The organism is Pseudorhodoferax sp. Leaf267 (assembly GCF_001422405.1).
Classification (GTDB): Bacteria; Pseudomonadota; Gammaproteobacteria; order Burkholderiales; family Burkholderiaceae_C; genus Pseudorhodoferax.
Window position 1 is genome coordinate 1 of sequence record NZ_LMMV01000002.1, and the last position, 23,736, is coordinate 23,736.

General features: G+C 69.3%; 22 protein-coding genes and 1 pseudogene. 17 read left to right on the top strand and 6 right to left on the bottom strand.

What is annotated here, in order from left to right; all coding sequences use genetic code 11:
* Positions 1–133 precede the first annotated feature (133 nt).
* Positions 134–529 (bottom strand): septal ring lytic transglycosylase RlpA family protein, encoded by a 396-nt coding sequence (locus ASF43_RS06775; protein WP_056178190.1) that lies wholly within the window; start codon positions 527–529, stop codon positions 134–136.
* Between the two features lie 256 nt (positions 530–785).
* Here ASF43_RS06775 and ASF43_RS06780 point away from each other — a divergent pair, with 256 nt between their 5' ends.
* From ASF43_RS06780 to ASF43_RS06835, 12 genes are all read left to right on the top strand, one after another.
* Positions 786–1,235 (top strand): formate dehydrogenase subunit gamma, encoded by a 450-nt coding sequence (locus tag ASF43_RS06780; protein ID WP_235578169.1) that lies wholly within the window; start codon positions 786–788, stop codon positions 1,233–1,235.
* Positions 1,232–2,884 (top strand): NADH-quinone oxidoreductase subunit NuoF, encoded by a 1,653-nt coding sequence (locus ASF43_RS06785; RefSeq protein ID WP_082497680.1) that lies wholly within the window; start codon positions 1,232–1,234, stop codon positions 2,882–2,884. The genes ASF43_RS06780 and ASF43_RS06785 overlap by 4 nt, the downstream gene beginning before the upstream one ends.
* A gap of 10 nt (positions 2,885–2,894) precedes the next feature.
* Positions 2,895–5,756 carry a formate dehydrogenase subunit alpha gene (gene fdhF, locus ASF43_RS06790; protein WP_056178194.1) on the top strand — a complete coding sequence of 954 codons (2,862 nt, stop codon included), beginning with the start codon at positions 2,895–2,897 and terminating at the stop codon, positions 5,754–5,756.
* Between the two features lie 16 nt (positions 5,757–5,772).
* Positions 5,773–6,600: a formate dehydrogenase accessory sulfurtransferase FdhD gene (gene fdhD, locus ASF43_RS06795; protein WP_056178196.1), complete on the top strand. Its 828-nt coding sequence runs from the start codon at positions 5,773–5,775 to the stop codon at positions 6,598–6,600.
* Positions 6,582–6,809, top strand: a complete 228-nt coding sequence (locus ASF43_RS06800; protein ID WP_056178198.1) for a formate dehydrogenase subunit delta — start codon at positions 6,582–6,584, stop codon at positions 6,807–6,809. The genes fdhD and ASF43_RS06800 overlap by 19 nt, the downstream gene beginning before the upstream one ends.
* An 86-nt stretch (positions 6,810–6,895) precedes the next feature.
* Entirely contained in the window at positions 6,896–7,657 is a 762-nt protein-coding gene (locus tag ASF43_RS06805; RefSeq protein WP_162241776.1) for a CPBP family intramembrane glutamic endopeptidase, read from the top strand.
* 31 nt (positions 7,658–7,688) lie between these two features.
* Positions 7,689–9,311 carry an alpha/beta fold hydrolase gene (locus tag ASF43_RS06810; RefSeq protein WP_056178202.1) on the top strand — a complete coding sequence of 541 codons (1,623 nt, stop codon included), beginning with the start codon at positions 7,689–7,691 and terminating at the stop codon, positions 9,309–9,311.
* A 65-nt stretch (positions 9,312–9,376) separates the two neighbouring features.
* Positions 9,377–10,714 (top strand): argininosuccinate synthase, encoded by a 1,338-nt coding sequence (argG, locus tag ASF43_RS06815; RefSeq protein WP_056178205.1) that lies wholly within the window; start codon positions 9,377–9,379, stop codon positions 10,712–10,714.
* A gap of 19 nt (positions 10,715–10,733) precedes the next feature.
* The gene (locus ASF43_RS06820; RefSeq protein ID WP_056178207.1) at positions 10,734–11,423 is read left to right on the top strand and encodes a MarC family protein; all 690 of its coding nucleotides are present in this window, start codon (positions 10,734–10,736) and stop codon (positions 11,421–11,423) included.
* Positions 11,424–11,662: 239 nt separating this feature from the next.
* The gene (locus tag ASF43_RS06825) at positions 11,663–13,204 is read left to right on the top strand and encodes a BCCT family transporter (protein WP_082497698.1); all 1,542 of its coding nucleotides are present in this window, start codon (positions 11,663–11,665) and stop codon (positions 13,202–13,204) included.
* A complete protein-coding gene (locus ASF43_RS06830; protein WP_056178208.1) occupies positions 13,201–13,902 on the top strand; it encodes a MarC family protein in 702 nt (233 codons plus the stop codon). Before ASF43_RS06825 ends, ASF43_RS06830 begins: the two co-directional genes overlap by 4 nt.
* 86 nt (positions 13,903–13,988) lie before the next feature.
* The gene (locus ASF43_RS06835; protein WP_235578170.1) at positions 13,989–15,239 is read left to right on the top strand and encodes an ATP-binding protein; all 1,251 of its coding nucleotides are present in this window, start codon (positions 13,989–13,991) and stop codon (positions 15,237–15,239) included.
* A gap of 1 nt (position 15,240) precedes the next feature.
* Here the strand turns inward: ASF43_RS06835 and ASF43_RS31340 are convergent, their stop codons facing one another.
* The 3 genes and pseudogenes from ASF43_RS31340 to ASF43_RS06845 all read right to left on the bottom strand — a co-directional run bounded on the left by ASF43_RS31340 (position 15,241) and on the right by ASF43_RS06845 (position 16,913).
* Positions 15,241–15,813 (bottom strand): GNAT family N-acetyltransferase, encoded by a 573-nt coding sequence (locus ASF43_RS31340; RefSeq protein ID WP_056178741.1) that lies wholly within the window; start codon positions 15,811–15,813, stop codon positions 15,241–15,243.
* A pseudogene (locus tag ASF43_RS31345) lies at positions 15,796–16,302 on the bottom strand (GNAT family N-acetyltransferase); the annotation flags it as partial. The pseudogene ASF43_RS31345 and the gene ASF43_RS31340, both read right to left, overlap by 18 nt.
* On the bottom strand, positions 16,299–16,913 hold the full coding sequence (locus ASF43_RS06845) for a helix-turn-helix domain-containing protein (RefSeq protein ID WP_056178213.1): 615 nt from the start codon (positions 16,911–16,913) through the stop codon (positions 16,299–16,301). The pseudogene ASF43_RS31345 and the gene ASF43_RS06845, both read right to left, overlap by 4 nt.
* A 108-nt stretch (positions 16,914–17,021) precedes the next feature.
* On the opposite strand from ASF43_RS06845, the gene ASF43_RS06850 reads away from it, so the two are divergent.
* Positions 17,022–17,282, top strand: a complete 261-nt coding sequence (locus ASF43_RS06850; RefSeq protein WP_056178214.1) for a type II toxin-antitoxin system ParD family antitoxin — start codon at positions 17,022–17,024, stop codon at positions 17,280–17,282.
* Entirely contained in the window at positions 17,279–17,575 is a 297-nt protein-coding gene (locus tag ASF43_RS06855) for a type II toxin-antitoxin system RelE/ParE family toxin (protein WP_056178216.1), read from the top strand. The genes ASF43_RS06850 and ASF43_RS06855 overlap by 4 nt, the downstream gene beginning before the upstream one ends.
* A 10-nt stretch (positions 17,576–17,585) precedes the next feature.
* Here ASF43_RS06855 and ASF43_RS06860 read toward each other — a convergent pair whose 3' ends face one another.
* A complete protein-coding gene (locus ASF43_RS06860; RefSeq protein ID WP_056178218.1) occupies positions 17,586–18,524 on the bottom strand; it encodes an SMP-30/gluconolactonase/LRE family protein in 939 nt (312 codons plus the stop codon).
* Between the two features lie 105 nt (positions 18,525–18,629).
* On the opposite strand from ASF43_RS06860, the gene ASF43_RS06865 reads away from it, so the two are divergent.
* A complete protein-coding gene (locus ASF43_RS06865; RefSeq protein WP_056178220.1) occupies positions 18,630–21,149 on the top strand; it encodes an ABC transporter permease in 2,520 nt (839 codons plus the stop codon).
* A 66-nt stretch (positions 21,150–21,215) separates the two neighbouring features.
* Positions 21,216–21,620 carry a group II truncated hemoglobin gene (locus ASF43_RS06870; protein WP_056178222.1) on the top strand — a complete coding sequence of 135 codons (405 nt, stop codon included), beginning with the start codon at positions 21,216–21,218 and terminating at the stop codon, positions 21,618–21,620.
* Here ASF43_RS06870 and ASF43_RS06875 read toward each other — a convergent pair.
* Positions 21,617–22,549 (bottom strand): LysR family transcriptional regulator, encoded by a 933-nt coding sequence (locus ASF43_RS06875; protein WP_200932462.1) that lies wholly within the window; start codon positions 22,547–22,549, stop codon positions 21,617–21,619. The two genes, ASF43_RS06870 and ASF43_RS06875, sit on opposite strands and share 4 nt — an antisense overlap.
* 91 nt (positions 22,550–22,640) lie before the next feature.
* Here ASF43_RS06875 and ASF43_RS06880 point away from each other — a divergent pair, with 91 nt between their 5' ends.
* Complete coding sequence (locus tag ASF43_RS06880; protein WP_056178224.1) at positions 22,641–23,618, top strand: tripartite tricarboxylate transporter substrate binding protein; 978 nt, start codon at positions 22,641–22,643, stop codon at positions 23,616–23,618.
* Positions 23,619–23,736: the final 118 nt, after the last annotated feature.

Below are 23,736 nucleotides of genomic sequence, written 5' to 3' on the forward strand. Positions count from 1 at the left end.
TCTGAATGCGTAATTGAGCCGTCAGCGCCGAACGTCTGAATGCGTAATTGAGCCGTCAGCGCCGAACGCCCTGCTGAATCCGCACTCTCACCGAGGTGAGACGAGCTGCGGCGTCGGGTATTTCAGCAGCCTGCTAGGCGCGCTTGCGCTTGCCCCGACCGACCACTTCCAGCTTCGCATCCACCACGCCCGCGCCCGTCATGCGCAACTGGCGCGCCGCGGCCGGCGACAGGTCGCCCACGCGGTCGGCCGTGCTCGGGCCGCGGTCGTTCACGCGCACGACCACGCTGCGCTGGTTGGCCGGGTTGGTCACGCGCACCAGCGTGCCGAAGGGCAGGGTCTTGTGCGCCATGGTCAGCGCCTGTGGGTTGAAGCGCTCGCCGTTGGCCGTCTTGCGGCCGGCGAAGCGGCTGCCGTAGTAGGCGAGCTTGCCGTCTTCGGCAACGGGGCTTGCGGCCTGCTGGGCGTGCAGGGGCGCCGTGCTGACGAACAGCAGGGCGGCGGCGAGGGCGGCGAGGGATTGGCGCATGGAGGCTCCGGTGTCGTGATTCTTGGATGCCGCGCAGCCCGGTGCCCCAGGCCGTGCGGCGCCGGATCGTACCCGGCGCCACGGCCCGGCTGGCAGTGGGGATGGCCCTCAAAACGTCAGCAAACGTAGCCGGCGTGCGCGGGCCATTCAGGCGCCGAATCGCCCCATGTACCGATTGAATTTGACCGGCCGCGAGCCGGCCGCCACACTGGCCGCGTCCCCCCGAACACAACCCCCGATGAGCCAAGACACAACGATGGAGACCGTCCGCCGCCTGGTGGACGCGCACCGGCGATTGCCCGGCGCCTTGCTGCCGCTGCTGCATGCGGTGCATGACGCGCTGGGCCATGTGCCCGACGAGGCCGTGCCCGCCATTGCCGAGGGCCTGAACCTCTCGCGCGCCGAGGTGCACGGCGTCATCACCTACTACCACCACTTCCGGCGCGCGCCGGCCGGCCGCCATGTGCTGCAGGTCTGCCGCGCCGAGTCGTGCCAGGCCATGGGGGCCGATGCGCTGTGGCAGCATGCCTGCACGCGGCTGGGCGTGGCCGATGGCGGCACCAGCGCCGATGGCGCTGTGACGCTGGAGCCGGTGTACTGCCTGGGGCTATGCGCGATGTCGCCGGCCGTGGCGCTGAACGAGGCGCCGCGCGCGCGCATGTCGGCCGCGCGGCTGGACACGCTGCTGCAAGGAGCGGGCGCATGAGCGCCGCCCGGCCGCCCGAAGGCGCTCGCACCGCAGGCCAACTGGCCGAAGGTTCTTATTCCATCCGCATTTACGTGCCCTGCGACAGTGCCGCGTTGGCAGTCGGAGCCGATGAAGTCGCCGAGGCCTTGCAACGCAGCGCTGCCACTCGTGGTCAGAACATCGAGATCGTGCGCAACGGCTCGCGCGGCCTGTTCTGGCTGGAACCTTTGGTCGAGGTCGTCACGCCCCAGGGCCGCGTGGCTTACGGGCCGGTGGACGTGGCTGATGTGGACGGCCTGCTCGACGCCGGCCTGCTGCAGGGCGCACTGCATGCGCTGTCCCACGGACTCACCGAGCAGATGCCCTGGCTGCAGCAGCAGGAGCGCGTGACCTTCGCTCGCATGGGCATCACCGACCCGTTGTCGCTGGCCGACTACGAGGCGCATGGTGGCCTGGTCGGCCTGCGCCGCGCGCTCGAACTGACGACCGCCGACGTCGTGCAGCAGGTGCTGGACTCCGGCCTGCGCGGGCGCGGCGGCGCGGCTTTCCCGGCCGGCATCAAGTGGAAGACCGTGGCGGGCGCGCAGGCCGCGCAGAAATACGTCTGCTGCAACGCCGACGAGGGCGACTCGGGCACCTACTCGGACCGCATGGTCATGGAGGGCGACCCGTTCATGCTGGTCGAGGGCATGGCGATTGCGGGCATCGCGACTGGCGCCACGCAGGGATACGTCTATGTGCGTTCCGAGTACCCGCACGCCATTGCCACGCTCAACGAAGCCATCGCCCGCGCCAGGGCTGCCGGCTGGCTCGGCGCGAACATCCTGGGCAGTGGCCGCGCCTTCGACCTCGAAGTGCGCAAGGCCGCCGGCGCCTACGTCTGCGGCGAAGAGACCGCCATGCTGGAAAGCCTGGAGGGCAAGCGCGGCATCGTGCGCGCCAAGCCGCCGCTGCCGGCGCTGCAAGGCCTGTTCGGCCAGCCCACGCTGATCCACAACGTGATCACGCTGGCGTCCGTCCCGCTGATCCTGGCGAAAGGGGCGGACTTCTACCGCGACTTCGGCATGGGCCGCTCGCGCGGCACCCTGCCGATCCAGCTGGCCGGCAACATCAAGCACGGCGGCCTGGTCGAAAAGGCTTTCGGCGTCACCTTGCGCGAACTCGTCGAAGGCTTCGGCGGCGGCACGGCCAGCGGCCGGCCCGTCAAGGCCATTCAGGTCGGCGGCCCGCTAGGTGCTTATGTGCCGCCCGAACACTGGGACCTGCCGCTGGACTACGAGGCCTATGCGGCCGTGGGGGCGGTGGTCGGCCACGGCGGCATCGTGGTGCACGACGACACGGCTGACATGGCCAAGCTCGCGCGTTACGCCATGGAGTTTTGCGCCATCGAGTCCTGCGGCAAGTGCACGCCCTGCCGCATCGGCTCCACGCGCGGTGTCGAGGTCATCGACCGCATCACAGGCGGCAATGCGCAGACCCGGCCGCAGCAGGTCACCTTGCAGAACCAGAAATTGCAGCAGGTTGCCCTGCTGCGGGACCTGTGCGACACCATGGTCCACGGCTCGCTGTGCGCCATGGGCGGCATGACGCCGTTCCCGGTGCTCTCGGCGCTGGACCATTACCCCGAAGACTTCGGCCTGGCCGCGCCCGCCCGGCGCGCCGCATAAGGAGACCGCCATGCTCGACCATCTCAGAGAAACCGACTATGGCACCCCGGCCCGCCTCTCCACGGAAGAAGTCACGCTGACCATCGACGGCGCGCAGGTCACGGTCGCCAAGGGCACCTCGCTCATGCGCGCCGCCATGGACGCCGGCGTGAGCGTTCCCAAGCTCTGCGCCACCGACAGCCTGGAGCCCTTCGGCTCGTGCCGGCTGTGCCTGGTCGAGGTCGAGGGCCGCAAGGGCTACCCCGCCTCCTGCACCACGCCCGCCGAGGCCGGCATGCAGGTGCGCACACAGTCGCCCAAATTGCAGCAGCTGCGCAAGGGCGTGATGGAACTCTACATCTCCGACCACCCGCTGGACTGCCTGACCTGCGCCGCCAACGGCGACTGCGAACTGCAGGACATGGCCGGCGTGACCGGCCTGCGCAACGTGCGCTACGGCGACGACGGCGCCAACCACCTGAAGGACCAGAAGGACGAGTCCAACCCGTACTTCACCTACGACCCGGCCAAGTGCATCGTCTGCAACCGCTGCGTGCGCGCCTGCGAGGAAACGCAGGGCACCTTCGCACTCACGATCTCGGGCCGCGGCTTCGCGTCGCGCGTGTCGGCCGGGCAGGACGAGCCCTTCATGCAGAGCGATTGCGTGAGCTGTGGCGCCTGCGTGCAGGCCTGCCCCACGGCCACGCTGCAGGAAAAGACCGTCATCGAACTCGGCCAGGCCGAGCACAGCGTGACGACCACCTGCGCCTACTGCGGCGTGGGCTGCGGCTTCAAGGCCGAGATGAAGGGCATGCAGGTCGTGCGCATGACGCCGTGGAAAGACGGCAAGGCCAACGAAGGCCATTCCTGCGTGAAGGGCCGCTTCGCCTGGGGCTATGCCACGCACCCGGACCGCATCACCAAGCCCATGGTCCGCGCAAAGATCACCGACCCCTGGCGCGAGGTGAGCTGGGACGAAGCCATCGGCCACGCCGCTTCCGAGTTCCGCCGCATCCAGGCGCAGCATGGGCGCGATGCGATCGGCGGCATCACCTCCTCGCGCTGCACCAACGAAGAGGCCTACCTCGTGCAAAAGCTCGTGCGCACGGCCTTCGGCAACAACAACGTAGACACCTGCGCGCGCGTGTGCCATTCGCCCACGGGCTACGGCCTGGGCCAGACCTTCGGCACCTCGGCCGGCACGCAGACCTTCAAGTCGGTCGAGCACAGCGACGTGATCATGGTCATCGGCGCCAACCCGGCCGCGGCGCACCCCGTGTTCGCCTCGCGCATGAAGAAGCGGCTGCGCCAGGGTGCGCAGCTCATCGTGGTCGACCCGCGCCAGATCGACATCGTGAAGTCGCCGCACATCCAGGCGGCCTACCACCTGCAGCTGAGGCCCGGCACCAACGTCGCGCTGATCACGGCGCTGGCCCATGTGGTGGTGACCGAAGGCCTGCTGGCCGAGGGCTACATCGATGAGCGTTGCGATGCCAAGTCTTTCGGCCAGTGGAAGGACTTCGTGGCCCGCGAAGAGAACTCGCCCGAGGCGACGGCCGCCATCACCGGCGTGCCGGCCGAGCAAGTGCGCGGCGCCGCGCGGCTGTACGCGTCCAAAGGCAAGAACGGCGCCATCTACTATGGCCTGGGCGTGACCGAGCACGCACAGGGCTCCACCATGGTCATGGGCATCGCCAACCTGGCCATGGCCACCGGCAACGTGGGCCGCGAAGGCGTGGGCGTGAACCCGCTGCGCGGGCAGAACAACGTGCAGGGCAGCTGCGACATGGGCTCGTTCCCGCACGAGCTACCGGGCTACCGCCATATCTCCGACAGCACCGTGCGCGGCCAGTTCGAGGCCGCCTGGGGCGTCACGCTGAACCCCGAGCCCGGCCTGCGCATCCCCAACATGTTCGACGCGGCGCACGCGGGCAGCTTCAAGGCGCTGTACTGCGAGGGCGAGGACATCGTGCAGTCCGACCCCAACACCCAGCACGTGGCCGATGCGCTGATGGCCATGGAATGCCTGGTGGTGCAGGACATCTTCCTGAACGAGACCGCCAAGTACGCCCATGTGTTCCTGCCCGGCTGCTCGTTCCTGGAAAAGGACGGCACCTTCACCAATGCCGAGCGCCGCATCTCGCGCGTGCGCAAGGTCATGCCGCCGCTGGCCGGCTATGCGGATTGGGAAGTGACGCAGCTGCTGTCCAACGCGCTGGGCTACCCCATGCACTACAGCCACCCCGAGGAGATCATGCAGGAGATCGCGGCGCTGACGCCGAGCTTTGCCGGTGTGAGCTACGCGCAGATCGACAAGCACACCAGCCTGCAATGGCCCTGCAATGCCGACACCGACGAGGCCGGCACCGCCACCATGCACATCGACAAGTTCGTGCGCGGCAAGGGCCGCTTCATCATCACGCAGTACGTGGCGACGGATGAGAAAGTCACGCAGCGCTACCCGCTGATCCTGACCACGGGCCGCATCCTGAGCCAGTACAACGTGGGCGCGCAGACCCGGCGCACGCCCAACAACCAGTGGCACGATGAGGACCGGCTCGAGATCCATCCGCAGGACGCCGAGGACCGCGGCATCCGCGAGGGCGACTGGGTGGGCATCGCCAGCCGCGCGGGCGAGACCGTGCTGCGCGCCACCGTCACCGAGCGCATCCAGCCCGGGGTGGTCTACACCACCTTCCACTTCCCCGAGTCCGGCGCCAACGTGATCACCACCGACAGCTCGGACTGGGCGACCAACTGCCCCGAGTACAAGGTCACGGCTGTGCAGGTGATGCCGGTGGCCCAGCCCTCGGCCTGGCAGACGGGCTATGCGCGCTTCAACGCCGAACAGCTCGGACATCTGCAGGCTGCAACCGAAGTGGTGGGCAAGTAGTGAGAGACTGGCGCGCATGAAGCCTGCCGACGCGCCCGTCTCCCTTCCCGCCGGCACGCGGCGCGTGACCGTGACGCGCGGCAGTGGCCGGGCGGCCGACGACGCCGTGGTCGACGAGGTGCCCATCGCGCTGGAATACAACGGCATCTCGCACGCCGTGATGCTGGCCACGCCGCTGGACCTGGAAGACTTCGCGCTCGGCTTCTCGCTGACCGAGGAGATCGTGGACAGCCGTGCCGACGTGCGCGACCTGGAGGTCGTCGACGGCTGCGGCGGCCTGACGGTGCAGCTGGAAATCGCCTCCGCCTGCTTCGCGCGCCTGAAAGACAAGCGCCGCAGCCTGGCCGGCCGCACCGGCTGCGGCCTGTGCGGCGCCGAGAGCCTGCCGCAGGCCGTGAAGCGGCCCGCCCCCTTGCACAGCGATGCGCGCTTCGGCGCCGCGTCCGTATCGCGCGCCATGCGTGCGCTGGATGGCTTGCAGCCGCTGCGCGCCGTGACCGGCGCCACGCACGCCGCCGGCTTCGCTGACGCGCAAGGCCAGGTGCTGCTGGTGCGCGAAGACGTGGGCCGGCACAACGCGCTGGACAAGCTGGTCGGCGCGATGCTCACGGCGGGACACGTGCCGCAAGACGGCTTCATCGTCGTCACCAGCCGCGCCAGCTACGAGATGGCCGGCAAGACCGTGCGCGCCGGCAGCGCGCTGCTGGCGGCCGTGTCGGGCGTCACCGGCCTGGCCATCGAACTCGCGCAGGACGCGCACCTCACGCTGATCGGCTTCGCACGCGGCGAGACCTTAAGCGTCTACACCCACCCCGAACGCATCGTATGGACACCGCCAACCTGATCCGCATGGCCAACCGCATCGGCGACTTCTTCGCCGCCATGCCCGAGCGCGAGGAAGCCCTGCACGGCATCGCCGAGCACATCCGGAAGTTCTGGGAGCCGCGCATGCGGCGGGAGTTGCTGGCGGCCATGGACGCTGACGAGGCGGGGGCGCTGCAGGACATCGTGCGCGAAGCGCTCGCCACCCACAGGGACGCGCCGACCGCCTGACGCGCGTGCCGGCCGCGTTCGTCCTGCTGCTGCTCGCGATCTGCGTGTCGGGTGGGCCCGCGCCTGTGTGGCGCAGGCGGGCGGCCATGCTGTACGCGGCGGCCGTCATGGCCGGTCTGGTGGAAGGCGTGCTGCTGTGGCCGGCCGTGCTGGCGATCGTGCTGCTCGTGGCCGCCGCCGCATGGGCGGTGCGCGTGCGCGAGGCGCCAGGGTCCTGGCTGGCCACGGCCCTGGTGCTCGCGCTCCGCGCGGCCCTGGTGCTGCACCAAGTGCCGGGTTTCCACAGTCCTGTTTCCATCGACGCCGTGCGCTTCACGCCCGATGCGCTGCCGTTCACGCAGAGGCTGAACTTCGACAAGGGCTCGGTCGGGCTGGTGCTGCTGGCCTTGCTGGCGCCGCGCTTGCGGCGTGGCGATGCGCTCGGCTCCCTGGCGGCGACCACGGCGGTGGCGTGGCTCTTCACCACCTGCGCGGTGCTGGGCCTGGCGACGGCGATGGGCGTCGTGCAGCCCGACTTCAAGCTGCCCGAGCAGACGCGGCAGTTCCTGCTCGTGAACCTGCTGCTGACCTGCGTGGCCGAGCAGGCCTTGTTCCGCACGCTGGTGCAAGACCCACTGCGCCGCACGCGCGCCGGCCCCTGGGGTGCGGCCGTGCTGTCGGCGCTGCTGTTCGGTGCAGCCCATGCGGCGGGCGGTGCGCCCATGGTGCTGCTCTCGGCCCTGGCCGGCCTGGGCCATGCCTGGGTCTACGAGCGCACACGCCGCATCGAGGCGCCCATCCTCGTGCACTTCGGGCTGAACGCGGCGCACTTCCTGGGCTTCACCTACCCGGCGCTGGCGCTATCCTGAGGCGGCTCAAAAAATATCAGGAGACTCGACCATGCCCTCGCTTCGCCACGCCGTGCCCGCGGCCCTGTGCGCCCTCGTGCTGTCCGCCTGCACGACCACGCCGCCGCCCCGGCCGCTCGCGCGCACCACGCCGCCCACCGACTGCACGGCCATGGTCGGCGTGGACCGCAACGCCGAGCTGCCCGGCTATCTGCTGCCGCAGTCCGACGGCCGCAGCGTCTGCGTGCCGCTGCTGGTCACGGCCCACAAACCGCCGGCCGGCTACATGGGCGACTTCTACGTCGACGAGTTCAGCGACGCCAAGCTCAAGCAGCGCTGGGCCGAGTGCAAAGCCAACACGGAATGCGCGGCCCGCATCAACGCCCAGATGCAGCGCTGGCTGCCGCCCAACAAGGCCCGCGCAACGCGCGTGACGGGCTTGGTCGACCCCATCGGCAAGATCGATTCCGACAGCGATGTGGACCTGCGCCAGATCCGCAAGCCCGGTTTCTTCGGCAAGGCGCCGTACCGCGAGGCCGTGGCCGAAGCCGACGGCCGCACGCATGTGGTGGAGTTCACCGTGCCGCGCGACCCGCTGGAGCGGCTCAAGCTCGACATGCCGGGCGACATCAAGCTGCGCGGCTGGTACGTGGAGGGCGCGGGCGTGGCCGACGCGCAAGGCCGCAAGACGCGCGCGCTAGTCATCATGAGCGCGGGCGGCGGCGGCCAATTGACAGCGATCCGCCACCCGGCCGACAAACCCGTCGTGATCGACCCCGCCACGGGCCGCGCGACGGAGCAGCGCTTTCCCAATGCCACGACCGAGGGCATGGGCATGGACACCTGGCGCGACCATTTGTACGCGCTGAACCGTGCCGGCTTCGACGTGCTGGCCTACGACCGGCGCGGCGAGGGCCTGTCCGGTGGCTTCAGCGACACCAACACGCTGGAGCAGAGCGAAGACATCTTCCGCGTGCTGGAGCAGATGGAGCAGGGCACGGGCATGCGGCTGCTGACGCCGGACGGCCAGCTGTTGCAGGGCAGCGCTGCCGGTGGCCGATTGCTCGCCGGCCAGAAGGCGCGCCAGATCCCGCTGCTGCTGCTCGGCTACTCGCGCGGCTCCATGACCACCGGCTGGGCCATGACCAAGAATTTCGCGGGCGGTTGCAGCTACGACCTGCCGGTGGTGGCCTGCAGCGCGCCCAAGGGCTACCCCAACATCCGCGGCGCGCTGCTGTATGCGTCCTTCGTGAGCGGCGCCGGCTATCTGCCCGAGGCGCGCGACCTGGCCGACCGCAACCTGTTCCTGGGCGGCATGGCGGCCGAGAACCACGTGGCCTTCTATCCGAACTCGGCCGTGCTCGCGAACATGCACCGCTGGCCCGCCGTGTTCTTCGCCAAGGGCCTGTGGGACCGTGCCGAGAGCCTGGAGGGCACGGTCGCCGCCTACGACCGCGTGCCGGGCTTGAAAGAGATCGTGGTCGCGCGCGGCCCGCACTCCATGGAGACCTGGCCGCAGCCCGACATCGACCACGTGCGCGACCGCATGGTGGCGTTCGCGCAGGCGGCCGTGCAGGGGCGCAGCACAGTGCCGGGCGCCAAGCCGTGGAAGGACCTGAAGGAACTGGTGGCGACGACGCCGGAGCACTGGGAGCTGTCGTCGCAGCCGCGGTGAGCTTGGCCGGGTGCCTGGGGCGACCCGCCTAAAATCCCGCCCTTCCCCAGATTCCCGGACTCACCATGACCGCCACCATCCTGAACCGCCTGCCCGCAGGCGAGCGCGTCGGCATCGCCTTCTCCGGCGGGCTGGACACCAGTGCCGCCGTGCACTGGATGCGCGCCAAGGGCGCCATTCCCGCCGCCTACACCGCCCACCTGGGCCAGCCGGACGAGACCGACTACGACGACATTCCGCGCAAGGCCTTGGCCTATGGCGCCGAGAAGGCCCGCCTGATCGAGTGCCGCCCGCAGCTGGTGGCCGAGGGCATTGCGGCCATCCAGTCCGGCGCGTTCCATGTGACGACCGGCGGCGCGACCTACTTCAACACCACGCCGCTGGGCCGCGCGGTGACTGGCACCGTGCTGGTGGTGGCCATGCGCGAAGACGGCGTGGACATCTGGGGCGACGGCAGCACCTACAAGGGCAACGACATCGAGCGCTTCTACCGCTACGGCCTGCTCGCCAACCCCAAGCTGCGCATCTACAAGCCCTGGCTGGACCAGGCGTTCATCGACGAGCTGGGCGGGCGCAAGGAGATGAGCGAATACCTCATCGCCAACGGCTTCGACTACAAGATGAGCGTGGAGAAGGCCTACAGCACTGACTCCAACCTGCTGGGCGCCACGCACGAGGCCAAGGACCTGGAGTTCCTCAACGCCGGCATGCACATCGTCAAGCCCATCATGGGCGTGCCGTTCTGGCGCGAGGACTGCGTGGTCAAGCCCGAGACCGTGTCGATCCGCTTCGAGGAAGGCCAGCCGGTCGCCTTGAACGGCCGCACCTTTGCTACGCCGCTCGAACTGTTCATGGAAGCCAACGCGATCGGCGGGCGCCATGGCATCGGCATGTGCGACCAGATCGAGAACCGCATCATCGAGGCCAAGAGCCGCGGCATCTACGAAGCCCCGGGCATGGCGCTGCTGCACATCGCCTACGAGCGCCTGGTCACCGGCATCCACAACGAAGACACCATCGAGCAGTACCGCGCCAACGGCCGCAAGCTCGGCCGGCTGCTCTACCAGGGCCGCTGGTTCGACAGCCAGGCGCTGATGCTGCGCGAGACGGCACAGCGCTGGGTGGCGCGCGCCATCACCGGCGAGGTGACGCTGGAACTGCGCCGTGGCAACGACTATTCGCTGCTGGACACCGTGAGCGCCAACCTCACCTACAAGCCCGAGCGCCTGTCCATGGAGAAGGTGGAAGACGCGGCCTTCACGCCGGCCGACCGCATCGGCCAGCTGACCATGCGCAACCTGGACATCGCCGATACGCGCGAGAAGCTGGCCATCTACTCCAGCGTGGGCCTGCTCGGCAAGGGCGGCGACACCGACCTGCCGCTGCTGTCTCAAGGCGACTGAGCCTGGCCGCGGCGGCGCCATGACGCTGGAACTGCTGGGGGCGTTGGGCAAGGGCTTCCTGTTCGCGTTCGTGACCGTGCTGCCCATCCTGAACCCGGCCGCTGCGGCGCCGGTTTTCCTGAGCCTGACCGATGGCGCGTCCGAGCGCACGCGCGCATCGCTGGCCCGGCGCATTGCGCGCAACGTGGTCTGGCTCATGCTTGGCGCCATGTTGGTAGGCGTCTATGTGCTGGACTTTTTCGGCATCTCGCTGCCCATCGTGCGCGTGGGCGGCGGCCTGGTCGTCGCGGCCAGCGCCTGGCGGCTGCTGAGCACCTCCCAGACCACCAGCGACAGCCGGGCCCAGCTGGCCGAGGCCTACACACCCGAGATGGCCAGGCGCCAGGCCTTCTACCCGCTGACCTTCCCGATCACGTCGGGGCCGGGGTCGATCACGGCGGCGATCACGGTGGGCGTGTCGCTGGCCGACCCGAGGCTGTCGCTCGCGCTGGCGCGCACTGGCGGTGCCGTGCTGGCGCTGCTGGCCGTGGGCGTGCTGGTCTACCTGGCCTACCGCTACGCCGAGAAGCTGCTCAAGCCCCTGGGCGAGGCCGGCATGATCATCTTCCTGCGGCTGTCGGCCTTCATCCTGCTGTGCCTGGGCGTGCAGATCGTCTGGAATGGCTTCCACGAGCTGCTGGTGGCCGCGCTGCGCGAGGCCGCCGGCTAAAATCCGCGCCCCCTGGCGAACGACCTGGCATGCGCGGCCGATGCGGCATGTCTGCGTTGCGGTCCGCCGGCCCTTGCTGACAGCCGCTGCGCTCGCGCCGCCGGTCTCTGACACATCGGGCCCGCACCGCCGCCGTCCTTCACTGACATCTCGCCGGCACGCGGGTGCCGATGCCATGCCGCATCGCACTGCCCACTGCTGCCTTCGCGGCGGTGGCGCCGGCCCACGAGGAAGCGCGCATGCAGCTCATCGTCTCGGCCGGCTCCATCCTGGCCATCGTCCTGTGGGGCATCTTCGCGCCCGGCCACCTGGGCGCCGTGTTCGACGGCGCGCTGGCGCTCATCACGCGCAACTTCGGCTGGCTCTACCTGTGGGTGGTGCTGGGCCTGGTGGTGCTGGCGCTGGTGCTGGCCATGAGCCGCTATGGCGACCTGAAGCTGGGCGCAGAGGACGAGGAGCCCGAGTTCTCCATGGGCACCTGGTTCGCCATGCTGTTCGCCGCCGGCATGGGCATCGGCCTGGTGTTCTGGGGCGTGGCCGAGCCGATTTCGCACTACGGCACGCCGCCGCCCGGCATCGCGCCCAACACGCCCGAGGCGGCCGGCGCGGCCATGCGCTACAGCTTCTTCCACTGGGGCATGCACCCCTGGGCGGTCTACAGCATCGTGGCGCTGACGATCGCGTTCTTCCAGTTCCGTCGCGGTGGCTCGGCGCTGGTCAGCACGGCGGTGGAGGCGCTGCCCTGGGCGCCGGTGCGCAAGCTGGGGCCGGTGGTCAACGTGCTGGCCGTGATCGCCACGGCCTTTGGCGTGGCGGCCTCGCTGGGCATGGGGGCGCTGCAGATCAACAGCGGCCTGCACGCGCTGCTGGGCGTGCCGATCAGCGAGTTCTCGCAGGTGGCCATCATCGTGGTGACCACCGTGCTGTTCCTGGGCTCGGCGCTGAGCGGCATCGGACGCGGCATCAAGTGGCTGTCGAACATCAATATCGGGCTGGCCGCGCTGCTGACGCTGGCCGTGTTCTTGCTCGGCCCCACGGTGGCCATCATCGACACGCTGACGACCACGCTGGGCAGCTACGTGAGCGAGTTCGTGCGCATGAGCTTGCGCATGACCCCGTTCCGCGACAGCAACTGGGTGGGCGGCTGGACCATCTTCTACTGGGCCTGGTGGGTGTCCTGGTCGCCCTTCGTGGGCCTGTTCATCGCGCGCGTCTCGCGCGGGCGCACGGTGCGCGAGTTCGTGCTGGGCACGGTGCTGGCACCCAGCCTGGCGGCCTTCGTCTGGTTCTCGGTGTTCGGCGGCACGGCGCTGACCATGGAGATCATGCAGGGCGTGCCGATCGCGGACGCCGTGGCGGCCGATATCTCGACCGCGCTGTTCGCGATGTTCGACGCGCTACCGGGCGGCATGCTGATGTCCGGCGTGGCCACGGTGCTGGTGATGCTGTTCTTCGTGACCTCGGGCGACTCGGCCGTGCTGGTGCTGGGCACCATGAGCACGGGCGGCCAGGCCGACCCCAGCGCACGTGTGAAGATCGCCTGGGGCCTCTTGATCTCGGGCATCGCCATCAGCCTTCTGTTGGCTGGTGGCCTGAAGGCGGTGCAGACCGCCACCATCGTGTTCGCGCTGCCGTTCACGGTGGTCATCGTGCTGATGGCCGTGGCGCTGTGGCGCGGGCTGCGCGAGGATTACGAGGACGAGCAGCGGCGCGAGCGGGCCCTGCGCCGGCGCATGCGCGAGATCGTCGACCACCCGCCGGCGCCGGGCCGAGCACCATGACGCTCGAACTGCTGGGGGCCTTCGGCAAGAGCTTTCTCTTCGTGTTCGCCGCGCTGCTGCCCATCCTGAACCCGGCCGCCACCGCGCCCATCTTCCTGGGCCTGACGGAGGGCGCCGCGCCGCCCACGCGCGCGCTGCTGGCGCGGCGCATCGCGCGCAACATGTTCTGGCTGCTGCTGGGCGCCATGCTGGTCGGCTCGTACGTGCTGGATTTCTTCGGCATCTCGCTGCCCATCGTGCGCGTGGGCGGCGGCATGATCGTGGCGGCCACTGCCTGGCGGCTGCTGACGGCCACGCACGCCACGGTGGACAGCCGCACCGAGCTTGCCGAAAGCTTCACGCCCGACATGGCGCGGCGCCAGGCGTTCTATCCGCTGACCTTCCCGGTGAGCTGCGGGCCGGGCTCCATCGCCGCGGCCATCACGGTGGGTGTGTCGCTGGCCGATGCGCGGCTGTCGCTGTCGCTGGCGCGCATGGGCGGCGGTGTGCTGGCCCTGCTGGCCATCGGCGCGCTGCTGTACCTGGCGTTCCGCTATGCGCAGCAGTTGCTCAAGCCGCTGGGCGAGGCCGGCACGGTGATCTTCCTGCGCCTGACCGCTTTCATCCTGCTGTGCCTGGGTGTGCAGATCGTGTGGGATGGCATCTACGAGCTGGGCGTGGGCCTGCTGCGCGACGGGCTGCTGCCGGTGAACGCGTAGGCGACAGCGGGTTGGGAGGCAGGGCACCCGGGCAAGAGGGTGGCCTGGAAGTGGCGGGCCGGCAGATCGGCCGTTGAGCGCCGCATGTGTCGACATTGAAGATTGCAATTCTTCCATGGTGTGGAAGAATTACAGGGATGAATGCATTCCCTCGCCAGATCGCCAATGGGCTGCAGCAGTACTTGCAGGAGTTTCCGGCCGTCGCGATCCTCGGGCCGCGTCAGGTGGGAAAAACGACGCTGGCCCTGGAACTGGTGCAACGGACGGACCCAGGCACTCCAACGCTGTATCTGGATCTGGAGTCTCCATCGGATCTCGCGCGCCTGAGCGACCCCGAGGTGTTTTTCGCCGCCCATGCCGATCATCTGCTGGTGCTGGACGAGGTGCAGCGCGTGCCGGGCCTGTTCATGGTGCTGCGCGGGATCATCGACCGGCAGCGGCGCGCCGGGGCCGGCCATGGGCGCTTCCTGTTGCTGGGTTCGGCCAGCATCGATCTGCTCGCGCAGAGCGCCGAAAGCCTGGCCGGGCGGCTGGCCTATGTGGAACTCGCGCCTTTCGTCGTGACCGAACTGCCGACCGAGCAGGCTGCCACGCCGGGGGCGTTGTGGCTGCGCGGCGGCTTTCCACAGTCCTATCTGGCGCGCAGCGACGCGGCCAGCCTGCGCTGGCGCCAGCAGTTCATCACGACCTACCTGGAGCGCGACATCCCACAACTCGGGCCGCGCATTCCGGCCCTGACGCTGCGCCGGTTCTGGACCATGCTGGCGCACGAGCAGGCCCAGATGCTGAACGCGGCACGGCTGGCCGCATCGCTGGCCGTCAGCGGTCAGACCATCGCGCGTTATCTCGACCTGCTGTGCGACCTGTTGCTGGTGCGCCAGTTGCCGCCGTGGGCACGCCAATCGAGCAAGCGCCTGGTCAAGGCGCCCAAGGTCTATGTGCGAGACAGTGGCCTCGTGCACGCGCTGCTGGGGCTGGAAACGGCGGATGCGCTGCTGTCCCATCCGGTGGTCGGCGGCAGTTGGGAGGGCTGGATCATCGAGAACCTGTTGGCCTGCGCGCCACTCGGAACGGAGGCCAGCTACTACCGTACAGCCGTGGGCGCCGAGATCGACCTCGTCCTTGAGCTGCCCGGCGGCGGTGTGTGGGCGCTGGAGATCAAGCGATCAAGCGCGCCGTCGGTCAGCAAGGGGTTTCATCTCGCCTGCGACGACATCCAGCCGAGCAGGCGGCTCGTCGTCAGCAGCGCGAACGCGCGTTTTCCGATGGCTGGCGGTATCGAACACCTGCCACTGGTCGAACTGATGCAGGACTTGCTGGCCCTGCATGCAGCCTGAGTCAACCGTCCACCGGGGCCGCCGGTGTCGCGAGCAGCAACTGGTAGAAGCCCAGGTCCAGCCATCGGTTGAACTTGAACCCAGCCTGCTGGATCGTGCCCGCATGGGTGAAGCCCAGCTTCTCGTGCAACTGGATGCTGCCTGTGTTGGCCATGTCGATGCCGCCGACCATGAGGTGGTACTGATGGTCCACGGCGGCGGCGATGAGGCGCTGCATCAGTGCGCGGCCCAGGCCGTGCCCTCGGTGGTCCTTGTGGATGTAGACGGAATGTTCGACCGAGTATTTGTACGCGGGCCAGGCGCGAAAGGTTTCAAAGCTCGCGAAGCCCAGCAGCTTGCCGCTGCCATCGACTGCGCCGATCACCGGGAAACGATGGGTCTCCTTGGTCTTGAACCAACCGGCCATGCTGTCGATGGTGCGTGGCTTGTAGTCGTAGAGCGCCGTCGAGTTCTCGATGGCTTCGTTGAAGATGTCCAGGATTTGCGCTGCGTGGGCTGCACGGGTGCAGGCGACGAACTGGACGGACGCTTCATCCAATTGCGACGCACGTGGCTCGAGTGCCTTGCAGTACATGCGTGTGCCGCAAGGCGCGCCATCTGGCATGAGCGCATAGCCGGGGATGTAGCCGCATTCCTGCCAGCCGCCGCGCGCATACAGGCGTTCGGCTTCCGGACTGGCGGTGTCAAGCACCAGCAGTCGCTTGCCTGCTGCATAGGCGGCATCCTCAGCGGCCTCGAGTAACGCAACGCCGACTCCACAGCGGCGTCCGCGTCGGTGCACCAGCATCTTGGCAAGGTCGCCTCGGTGGGGCTGGTTCTCAGGCTGGTCCAGGACGACCTGGACCGTGCCGACGATGCCCGCTGCGTCTTCGGCGACGAGCAGGATGCGCTCATGTCGCTCCACGCCCTCGGCCACGCCATGCCAGAACCGGGCGGCCTTCTCGCGCGTCATCGGCCGCATGAAGCTGACCGATGCGCCGCCTTCCACGCAGTCGATGAGCACGTCCATGAGGCCATCGATGTCGGCCGGGGTGCAGTGGACGAGGGTACGGACGGTGGTCATGCGGATCTCCGTGCGACTGGCGGCGAGAGGGTGACCAGGACCACGACATAGCGCGCCGGCTTGTCGGTGCGGTTGTGGTACGTGATGGTGGTGTCCAACTGCATGGCCAGGCAGTCGCCCTTGGCGAGCTGGTGCACGGTGTCGCCGAGCGTGATCTCGATCCGGCCGTCCTGCACCCAGACCTGCTGGTGCACCACATGGTCGCGGACGCCCGTCTCGAAGGCCACGCGGGCATGCGGTGGAAAAAGCACTTCGACGATCTGCAGCGGCGACGGGTAGCCGGGCGGCGAGATGTTCCAGCGCTGGTAGCCCGTCTCGGGATCCTTCCAGATGGCGCGGTCCACCTTGCGCGACACGGGACTGGCGTCGTCCCGCGAATGGTCGAACAGCCGCGCGAGCGGGACGCCAAGGGCGGTGGCGACCTTCTCCAGCACGACGGCGGTCGGGCTGGTTTCGCCGCGCTCGATGAGTGACAGCATGGAACGGCTCACGCCCGACGCGGTGGCCAGCTCCTCCAACGAGAGCTTGCGGTCTGCGCGCCCACGGCGCACGGCGGCGGCGATGCGGGCATTGATGTCAAGCCCGGCACTGAGAGTAGATTCATCCGTCATACTGGATAAATAATCCAATATTCAGGAAAACATGTCAACCGAACCGGCCAGCGCATGCGGACTTAGACTATCAATCATCGATAGCTTCATTGGACGGGAGGTGGCGTCATGCCCTCAAGCTATGTCATCGGCGATCACTTCGAGGCATTCGTCAAACAGCAGGTACAGCAAGGCCGCTATGCCAGTGCCAGCGAGGTGATTCGCGATGGGTTGCGCGTGCTGGAGGAACAGGAGCAGCTCCGCGTGGCCAAGCTCGAAGCGCTGCGTGCAGCGATCCAGCAGGGCAGCGACAGCGGGCCAGGGATTCCGGCCGAGGAGGTTTTCGCAGATGTCAGGGCGCGCATCCGCCAAGTCGTCAAGCGCACATGAAGGTCAGGTTCGCCCCGGCTGCCCAGGCGGATCTGATCGAGATCGCCGCCTACATCGCACAGGACGACCCGACCCGTGCGCTGTCATTCGTGGATGAACTGGAGGCGCGGTGCTTCAAGCTGGGCCAGCACCCGAGCCTCGGCACGCGCCGGGACGATCTGGCCAGCGGGCTGCGCATGCTGCCGCATGGGCGGTACCTAGTCTTCTACCGCCAGCAGCCTGACGCATTGCGCATCGAGCGTGTCATGCACAGTGAACGCGACATCGATGGCGAGCACTTCGAGGATCGATGAGCCGAGCGCTTTAGCCCCCCATCGCCCCCTGCGTGTTCACATACAACGCATACACCGACTGGCTCGCCGCCATGAACAGCCGGTTGCGGTGCCGCCCGCCGAAGCACAGGTTGGCGCAGCGCTCGGGCAGATGGATGCGGCCGATGGTGGTGCCGTCGGGCGCGAAGATGCGCACGCCGTCGTTGCCTTCGCCCGTGCCCCAGCCGGCCCACAGGTTGCCGTCCACGTCGCAGCGAAAGCCGTCGGGCGAGGATTCGGGCTCGCAGGTGAAGAACACGCGGTCGTTCGTGAGCGTCGCACCGTCCGGGGACACGTCGAACACGCGGATGCGCTTGGGGCTGGCGCCGGACTCGACCACGTACAGCCGCTGCTCGTCGGGCGAGAAACACAGGCCGTTGGGCCGCGCCACGGCGTCGGTGACCACCGTGGTCTGGCCCGTCGCCGGGTCGAAGCGGTAGACGCATTCGGGCCGCTCGGGCTGGGCGGGCACGCCCTCGTACCAGCCCAGGATGCCGAACGGCGGGTCGGTGAACCACACGCTGCCGTCGGACTTCACGACCACGTCGTTCGGCGAGTTCAGGCGCGCGCCCTCGATTCTGTCGACCAGCGTGGTGATGCTGCCGTCGTACTCGGTGCGCGTGACGCGCCGGCCCAGGTGTTCGCAGGTGACGAGCCGCCCCTGGCGGTCCCGCGTGTTGCCGTTGGCGTGGCCGCTGGGCTGGCGGAAGACGCCGACGGCGCCCGTGGCCTCGTCCCATTTCATGATGCGGTCGTTCGGCACGTCGCTCCACAGCAGCGTGCGCGTGTCACCCAGCCAGACCGGCCCCTCGGCCCAGCGCATGCCGGTGGCGATGCGCTCGACCGCGGCCGAGCTGACGCGGTATTTGGCAAAACGGGGGTCGAGGACGACGACGGCGGGATCGGGGTAGCGGGTCGCGGGTTGCCACATGGTCGGATCTACGGGGGAAAGGGCTCCGCAGTATGCCCGCCGCGCCAGGGCCTTTGGTGTGCACAGCCCCCGCCGGGATAATCCGCCACTGCTTCGGAGCCGGCCTTGAATCAATCCTTTCTTTCCCTGGGGTGGCGCACCTTGTGGCGCGACCTGCGTTCGGGCGAACTGCGCCTGTTGCTCGTCGCCGTCACGCTGGCCGTGGCCGCGCTGACGGCCGTGGGCTTCTTCGCGGACCGCTTGCAGGGCGGCCTGCAGCGCGACGCGCGCCAGCTGATCGGCGGCGACGCCGTGGTCGCCAGCGACAACCCACCGCCGGCCTCGTTCGAGGAACAGGCGCGCAGCCTGGGCTTGCAGACCGTGTCCACGCTGGGCTTTCCCACCATGGGCCGGGCCGGCGACGCCCAGGGCGGTGCCAGCCGCCTGGTGGCGCTGAAGGCCGTGCCCGTGGGCTACCCGCTGCGCGGCAGCCTCAAGGTGGCGCAGCAGCCGGGCGAGGAGGGCGGCCCCACGCGCGACATTCCCGCGCCGGGCGAGGCCTGGGTCGATGCGCCGCTGCTGCCGGCGCTGAACCTGCGGATGGGCGATGCGCTGCTGCTGGGCGACAGCAGCTTTCGCGTCACGCGGATCATCGTGATCGAGCCGGACCGCGGCGGCGGCTTCATGAGCTTTGCGCCGCGCGTGATGGTCAACGCGGCCGACTTGCCCGCCACGCACCTGGTGCAGCCGGCCAGCCGGATCACCTACCGCTTCGCCGTGGCCGGTGATGAGCCTTCTGTGCAGCGCTTCACGCGCTGGGCCGACGAGCAGATCAAGAAGCCCGAGGTGCGCGGCCTGCGGATCGAGTCCATCGAAAGCGGCCGGCCCGAGATGCGCCAGACGCTGGACCGGGCCGAGAAATTCCTGAGTCTGGTGGCGCTGCTGTCGGCGTTGCTCTCTGCGGTGGCCGTGGCGCTGGCCGCGCGTGCCTTCGCCTCCAAGCACCTGGACGACTGCGCCATGCTGCGCGTGCTGGGCCTGTCGCAACGCACGATTGCGCTTTCTTACAGCTTCGAGTTCGCGCTGGTCGGCCTGTTCGCCAGCCTGCTGGGCGTGGCCGTCGGCTTCGGCGTGCATTACGTGTTCGTGCTGCTGCTGGCCGGCCTGGTCGAGGCCACGCTGCCGGCCGCCACGTTGTGGCCCGTGGTCTACGGCGTAGGCATCGGGCTCACGCTGCTGTTCGCCTTCGGCCTGCCGCCCGTGCTGCAGCTGGCCAAGGTGCCGCCGCTGCGCGTGATCCGGCGCGACGTGGGGCAGTTGAAGCCCGCCTCCATCGCCGTGCTGGCGCTGGGCGTGGCGGGTTTTGCGGGCCTGCTGCTGGCCGTCAGCAGCGACCTCAAGATGGGCGCCATCGCGGTCGGCGGCTTCGCAGGCGCGGTGCTGGTCTTCGCTGCGCTGTCGTGGGTGGCGGTGCGCGTGCTGCGTGCCAGCGTCAACGAGAGCACGGCGCCGCGCTGGCTGGTGCTGGCCACGCGGCAGGTGTCGGCGCGGCCGGCCTACACCGTGGTGCAGGTCAGCGCGCTGTCGGTCGGCCTGCTGGCGCTGGTGCTGCTGGTGCTGCTGCGCACCGACCTGATCGGCGCCTGGCGCCAGGCCACGCCGCCCGATGCCCCCAACCGCTTCGTCATCAATATCCTGCCCGAGCAGGGCGACGCCTTCCGCAAGACGCTGAAGGAAGCCGGCGTCACCAGGTACGACTGGTACCCCATGTTCCGCGGCCGCCTGGTCGCCGTGAACGACAAGCCCGTTAGCCCGGCCGACTACGTGGACGAGCGCGCCCAGCGCCTGATCGACCGCGAGTTCAACCTCTCGCATGCCGGCGAGCGGCCACCGCACAACGAGCTGGTGGGCGGCCGCTGGACGCCCGAGGAGCAAGGCGCCGTAAGCGTGGAGGAGGGCATCGCCGTCACGCTGGGCTTGAAGCTCGGCGACAGCCTGCGCTTCGACATCGGCGGCGTGACCTCGGACGCGCGCATCACCTCGCTGCGCAAGGTGGACTGGGGCTCGCTGCACGCCAACTTCTTCGTGATGTACCCCGTGAGCGCCATGCCCGACGTGCCCATCACCTACCTGGCCGCCTACCGCGCGCCCGAGGCAGCCGGCTTCGACAACGCACTGGTGCGCACTTACCCCAACGTGACCAATGTGGACATGAGCACCGCGCTGGCCCAGGTGCAGCGCGTGCTGGACCAGGTGGTGCGCGCGGTGGAGTTCCTGTTCGGCTTCACGCTGGCGGCCGGCCTGGTGGTGCTGTTCGCCGCCATCACCGCCACGCGCGAGGAGCGCGCGCGCGAGTTCGCCATCATGCGCGCCGTGGGCGCCAGCAGCGTGCTGCTGCGCCAGGTGCAGCGCGCCGAGCTGGCCGGCGTGGGCGTGCTGGCCGGTCTGCTGGCCACCCTGGTGGCGATGGCTGTGGGCTGGGCGCTGGCGCGCTACGTGTTCGAGTTCGCCTGGTCCGGCTCGTTGTGGGTGCCGCTGCTCGGTGCCATCGCGGGTGCCGTGTTGGCGCTGGGCGCGGGCTGGTGGGGGCTGCGCGACGTGCTGCGCCGGCCGGTGGTGGACACCTTGCGCAGGGCGGCGGCATGACCCCCACGCGCATCGCTGCCCCCCAAAAGGGCGCTCAATGCCTTCGGGCGGCCGGGCGGCATTGACATGAAGATCGAAGAGAAACCGGCATTCGCCACCCCCTTCGAATGGATCGGTGGTGAGCCCAAGGTGCGCGCGTTGGTCGACCGCTTCTACGACCTCATGGACCTGGAGCCCGGCTACACCAATTTGCGCGCCGCGCACGGCGACACGCTGGACAACGCGCGCCAGCGGCTGTTTTGGTTCCTGTGCGGCTGGCTGGGTGGCCCGTCTTACTACACCGACCAGTTCGGCCACCCGCGCCTGCGCGCGCGCCACATGCCGTTTTCCATCGGGATCCTGGAGCGCGACCAATGGCTGGCCTGCATGGACCAGGCGATGGGCGAGACCGGCGTGCCCGAGGACCTGCGCACGCGGCTCAAGGACAGCTTTTTCCAGACCGCGGACTGGATGCGCAACAAGGGCGCCTAGGCGCCGCGTTCCAGCAGCAACGCGCGAAACTGCTGCGCCGCGGGCGACAGCGGTCGCTCGCGCGGCACGATGACGTCGATGGCCGGCAGCCGGATCGGCAAGGTGATCGGCGCCGCGCGCAGCGCGCCCAGCCTGGCGTAGTGCGCGGCCAGCGACGCCGGCATCAGGGCCGCCATGTCCGAGCTGGCGACCAGGGCGGTGGTGACGGTGGTGGACGCCGTCTCGATGTAGTCCAGCCGCTGGTGCACGCCCACCTCGCGCAATGCCGCCTCCAGCCGGCCGCGCTGCGGCGAGCCGGCCGGCTGCAGCACCCAGGACCAGTCGCCGAGCTCGTGCAGCTGCAGGCGCTTGCGTGCGAACGCCGGGTGGCCCTTGCGCACCACCACCTGCATCGCCTCTTCGAGCAGCGGCGTGATGGCGAATTGCTCTTCGCTGAAGCCCTCGGTCAGCCGGCCGAGCACCAGGTCCACATCGCCGCGCGCCAGCTGCGCCAGCACCATGTCGCTGGTGTCCACGGCCACGGCCAGTGCCACCTGGGGGTGGCGGCGCCGGTACTCCAGCAGGGCCGGCGCCAGCAGCGCGGGCACGGCGCCGGGCACGGCGGCCAGCCGCAACGCGCCGGACAAGCCGGAACGCAGCGCGCCCATCTCCTCGCGCACTGCGCCGAAGTCGGTGAGCACGCGGCGGGCGTAGCGGATCAGCACCTCGCCGGCCGGCGTGGGCCGCATGCCGCGCGCCAGCCGGTCGAACAGCTTCTCGCCCAGCGATTCCTCCAGCTGCAGCAGCAGCTTGGTGGCGGCCGGCTGCGTGACGTTCATGGCGGCCGCGGCACGGCCGAGGTGGCGCTCCGCATCCAGTGTGGCCAGCAGCAGCAACTGGCGCGGGCGCACGCGCAGCAGCAGGGCCTGGTCGGTGAGGATGTCTGTCATATCCAAAAGGTGATGGATTGTTCGGCAAGCGCGATTGGATTGATGCGGCGGAAATCCCTAGGCTCGGGCCATCACGATAAGGAGACAAGCGATGCCCCACATCCACCCGACCCGGCGCAGCGCGCTAGCCGCGCTGGCCCTCATGGGCTTGGGCGCGCCCGCGCTGGCCCAGGGCTTTCCCGACAAGCCGCTGCGCATCCTGGTCGGCGCCTCGCCAGGCGGCGGGACCGACATCCTGGCGCGCGTGCTGGCCGACAAGCTGGCGCCCGCGCTCAAGCAGTCGGTGGTCGTGGAGAACCGGCCCGGCGCCTCCAACACCATCGCGGCCGAGCTGGCCGCGCGGGCCGCGCCGGACGGCAGCACGCTGCTGCTGGCCACCAACACGGCGCAGGCCGTGGCGCCGCACATGCTCAAGCTCAAGTACGACCCGCTCAAGGACCTGCAGCCCATCGGGCTGGTGGCGGTGATGCCCAACGTGCTGGTGGTCGCGAGCAGTGCGCCGTACAGGAGCGTGAAAGAGGTGCAGGCCGCACTGGCCGCCCGGCCCGGCGAGATGAAGTACGCCTCGTCGGGCATCGGCAGCACACAGCACATCGGCGGCGAGGCCTTCGGGCTGGCCACCGGCACGCGTGCCATCCACGTGCCCTACAAAGGCAGCGCGCAGGCGCATGTGGACATCATCGGCGGCTCGGTCGACCTGATGTTCGACAGCACTTCGTCGGCCATGACGCAGATCCGCGGCGGCAAGCTGCGCGCACTGGCCGTGAGCTCGCCCACGCGCTCGCCCGAGATGCCCGACGTGCCCACGCTGGCGGAGCTCGGCATCCAGGGCGCGGACGTGTCGACCTGGTACGGCTTGTATGTCACGGCCGGCACGCCGCGCGCGGCCGTGGAGCGGCTGACGGCCGAGCTCACGCACGCGCTGCAACTGCCCGACGTGCAGGCCCGCATCAAGGCCCTGGGCGGCGAGCTCGGCACGCTGACCGGCGAGCGCTTCGCCGAGATGAACCGCAACGAATACGAACACTACGGCCGCCTGGTGCGCGGCGCCAACATCAAGGCGGAGTAGCGGACCACCCCCGTTCGGACTTCTCACTGCGTGTAGAAGTCCCATCCCCCTCGAGGGGGCGCCGCCAGCGGCCTGGCAGAGCCAGTTCCGTGGCGGCCGCTGGCCTGGCCAGTTCCGC

Coding starts and splice junctions, on each gene's coding strand:
- ASF43_RS06875 (WP_200932462.1), bottom strand. CDS start 22,549: ATGACAGACATCCTCACCGACCAGGCCCTGCTGCTGCGCGTGCGCCCG.
- ASF43_RS06845 (WP_056178213.1), bottom strand. CDS start 16,913: ATGACGGATGAATCTACTCTCAGTGCCGGGCTTGACATCAATGCCCGC.
- ASF43_RS06805 (WP_162241776.1), top strand. CDS start 6,896: ATGCTGTACGCGGCGGCCGTCATGGCCGGTCTGGTGGAAGGCGTGCTG.
- fdhF (WP_056178194.1), top strand. CDS start 2,895: ATGCTCGACCATCTCAGAGAAACCGACTATGGCACCCCGGCCCGCCTC.
- ASF43_RS06860 (WP_056178218.1), bottom strand. CDS start 18,524: ATGTGGCAACCCGCGACCCGCTACCCCGATCCCGCCGTCGTCGTCCTC.
- ASF43_RS06880 (WP_056178224.1), top strand. CDS start 22,641: ATGCCCCACATCCACCCGACCCGGCGCAGCGCGCTAGCCGCGCTGGCC.
- ASF43_RS06830 (WP_056178208.1), top strand. CDS start 13,201: ATGACGCTCGAACTGCTGGGGGCCTTCGGCAAGAGCTTTCTCTTCGTG.
- ASF43_RS06810 (WP_056178202.1), top strand. CDS start 7,689: ATGCCCTCGCTTCGCCACGCCGTGCCCGCGGCCCTGTGCGCCCTCGTG.
- ASF43_RS31340 (WP_056178741.1), bottom strand. CDS start 15,813: ATGTACTGCAAGGCACTCGAGCCACGTGCGTCGCAATTGGATGAAGCG.
- ASF43_RS06870 (WP_056178222.1), top strand. CDS start 21,216: ATGAAGATCGAAGAGAAACCGGCATTCGCCACCCCCTTCGAATGGATC.
- ASF43_RS06855 (WP_056178216.1), top strand. CDS start 17,279: ATGAAGGTCAGGTTCGCCCCGGCTGCCCAGGCGGATCTGATCGAGATC.
- ASF43_RS06825 (WP_082497698.1), top strand. CDS start 11,663: ATGCAGCTCATCGTCTCGGCCGGCTCCATCCTGGCCATCGTCCTGTGG.
- ASF43_RS06820 (WP_056178207.1), top strand. CDS start 10,734: ATGACGCTGGAACTGCTGGGGGCGTTGGGCAAGGGCTTCCTGTTCGCG.
- argG (WP_056178205.1), top strand. CDS start 9,377: ATGACCGCCACCATCCTGAACCGCCTGCCCGCAGGCGAGCGCGTCGGC.
- ASF43_RS06850 (WP_056178214.1), top strand. CDS start 17,022: ATGCCCTCAAGCTATGTCATCGGCGATCACTTCGAGGCATTCGTCAAA.
- ASF43_RS06775 (WP_056178190.1), bottom strand. CDS start 529: ATGCGCCAATCCCTCGCCGCCCTCGCCGCCGCCCTGCTGTTCGTCAGC.
- fdhD (WP_056178196.1), top strand. CDS start 5,773: ATGAAGCCTGCCGACGCGCCCGTCTCCCTTCCCGCCGGCACGCGGCGC.
- ASF43_RS06785 (WP_082497680.1), top strand. CDS start 1,232: ATGAGCGCCGCCCGGCCGCCCGAAGGCGCTCGCACCGCAGGCCAACTG.
- ASF43_RS06780 (WP_235578169.1), top strand. CDS start 786: ATGGAGACCGTCCGCCGCCTGGTGGACGCGCACCGGCGATTGCCCGGC.
- ASF43_RS06800 (WP_056178198.1), top strand. CDS start 6,582: ATGGACACCGCCAACCTGATCCGCATGGCCAACCGCATCGGCGACTTC.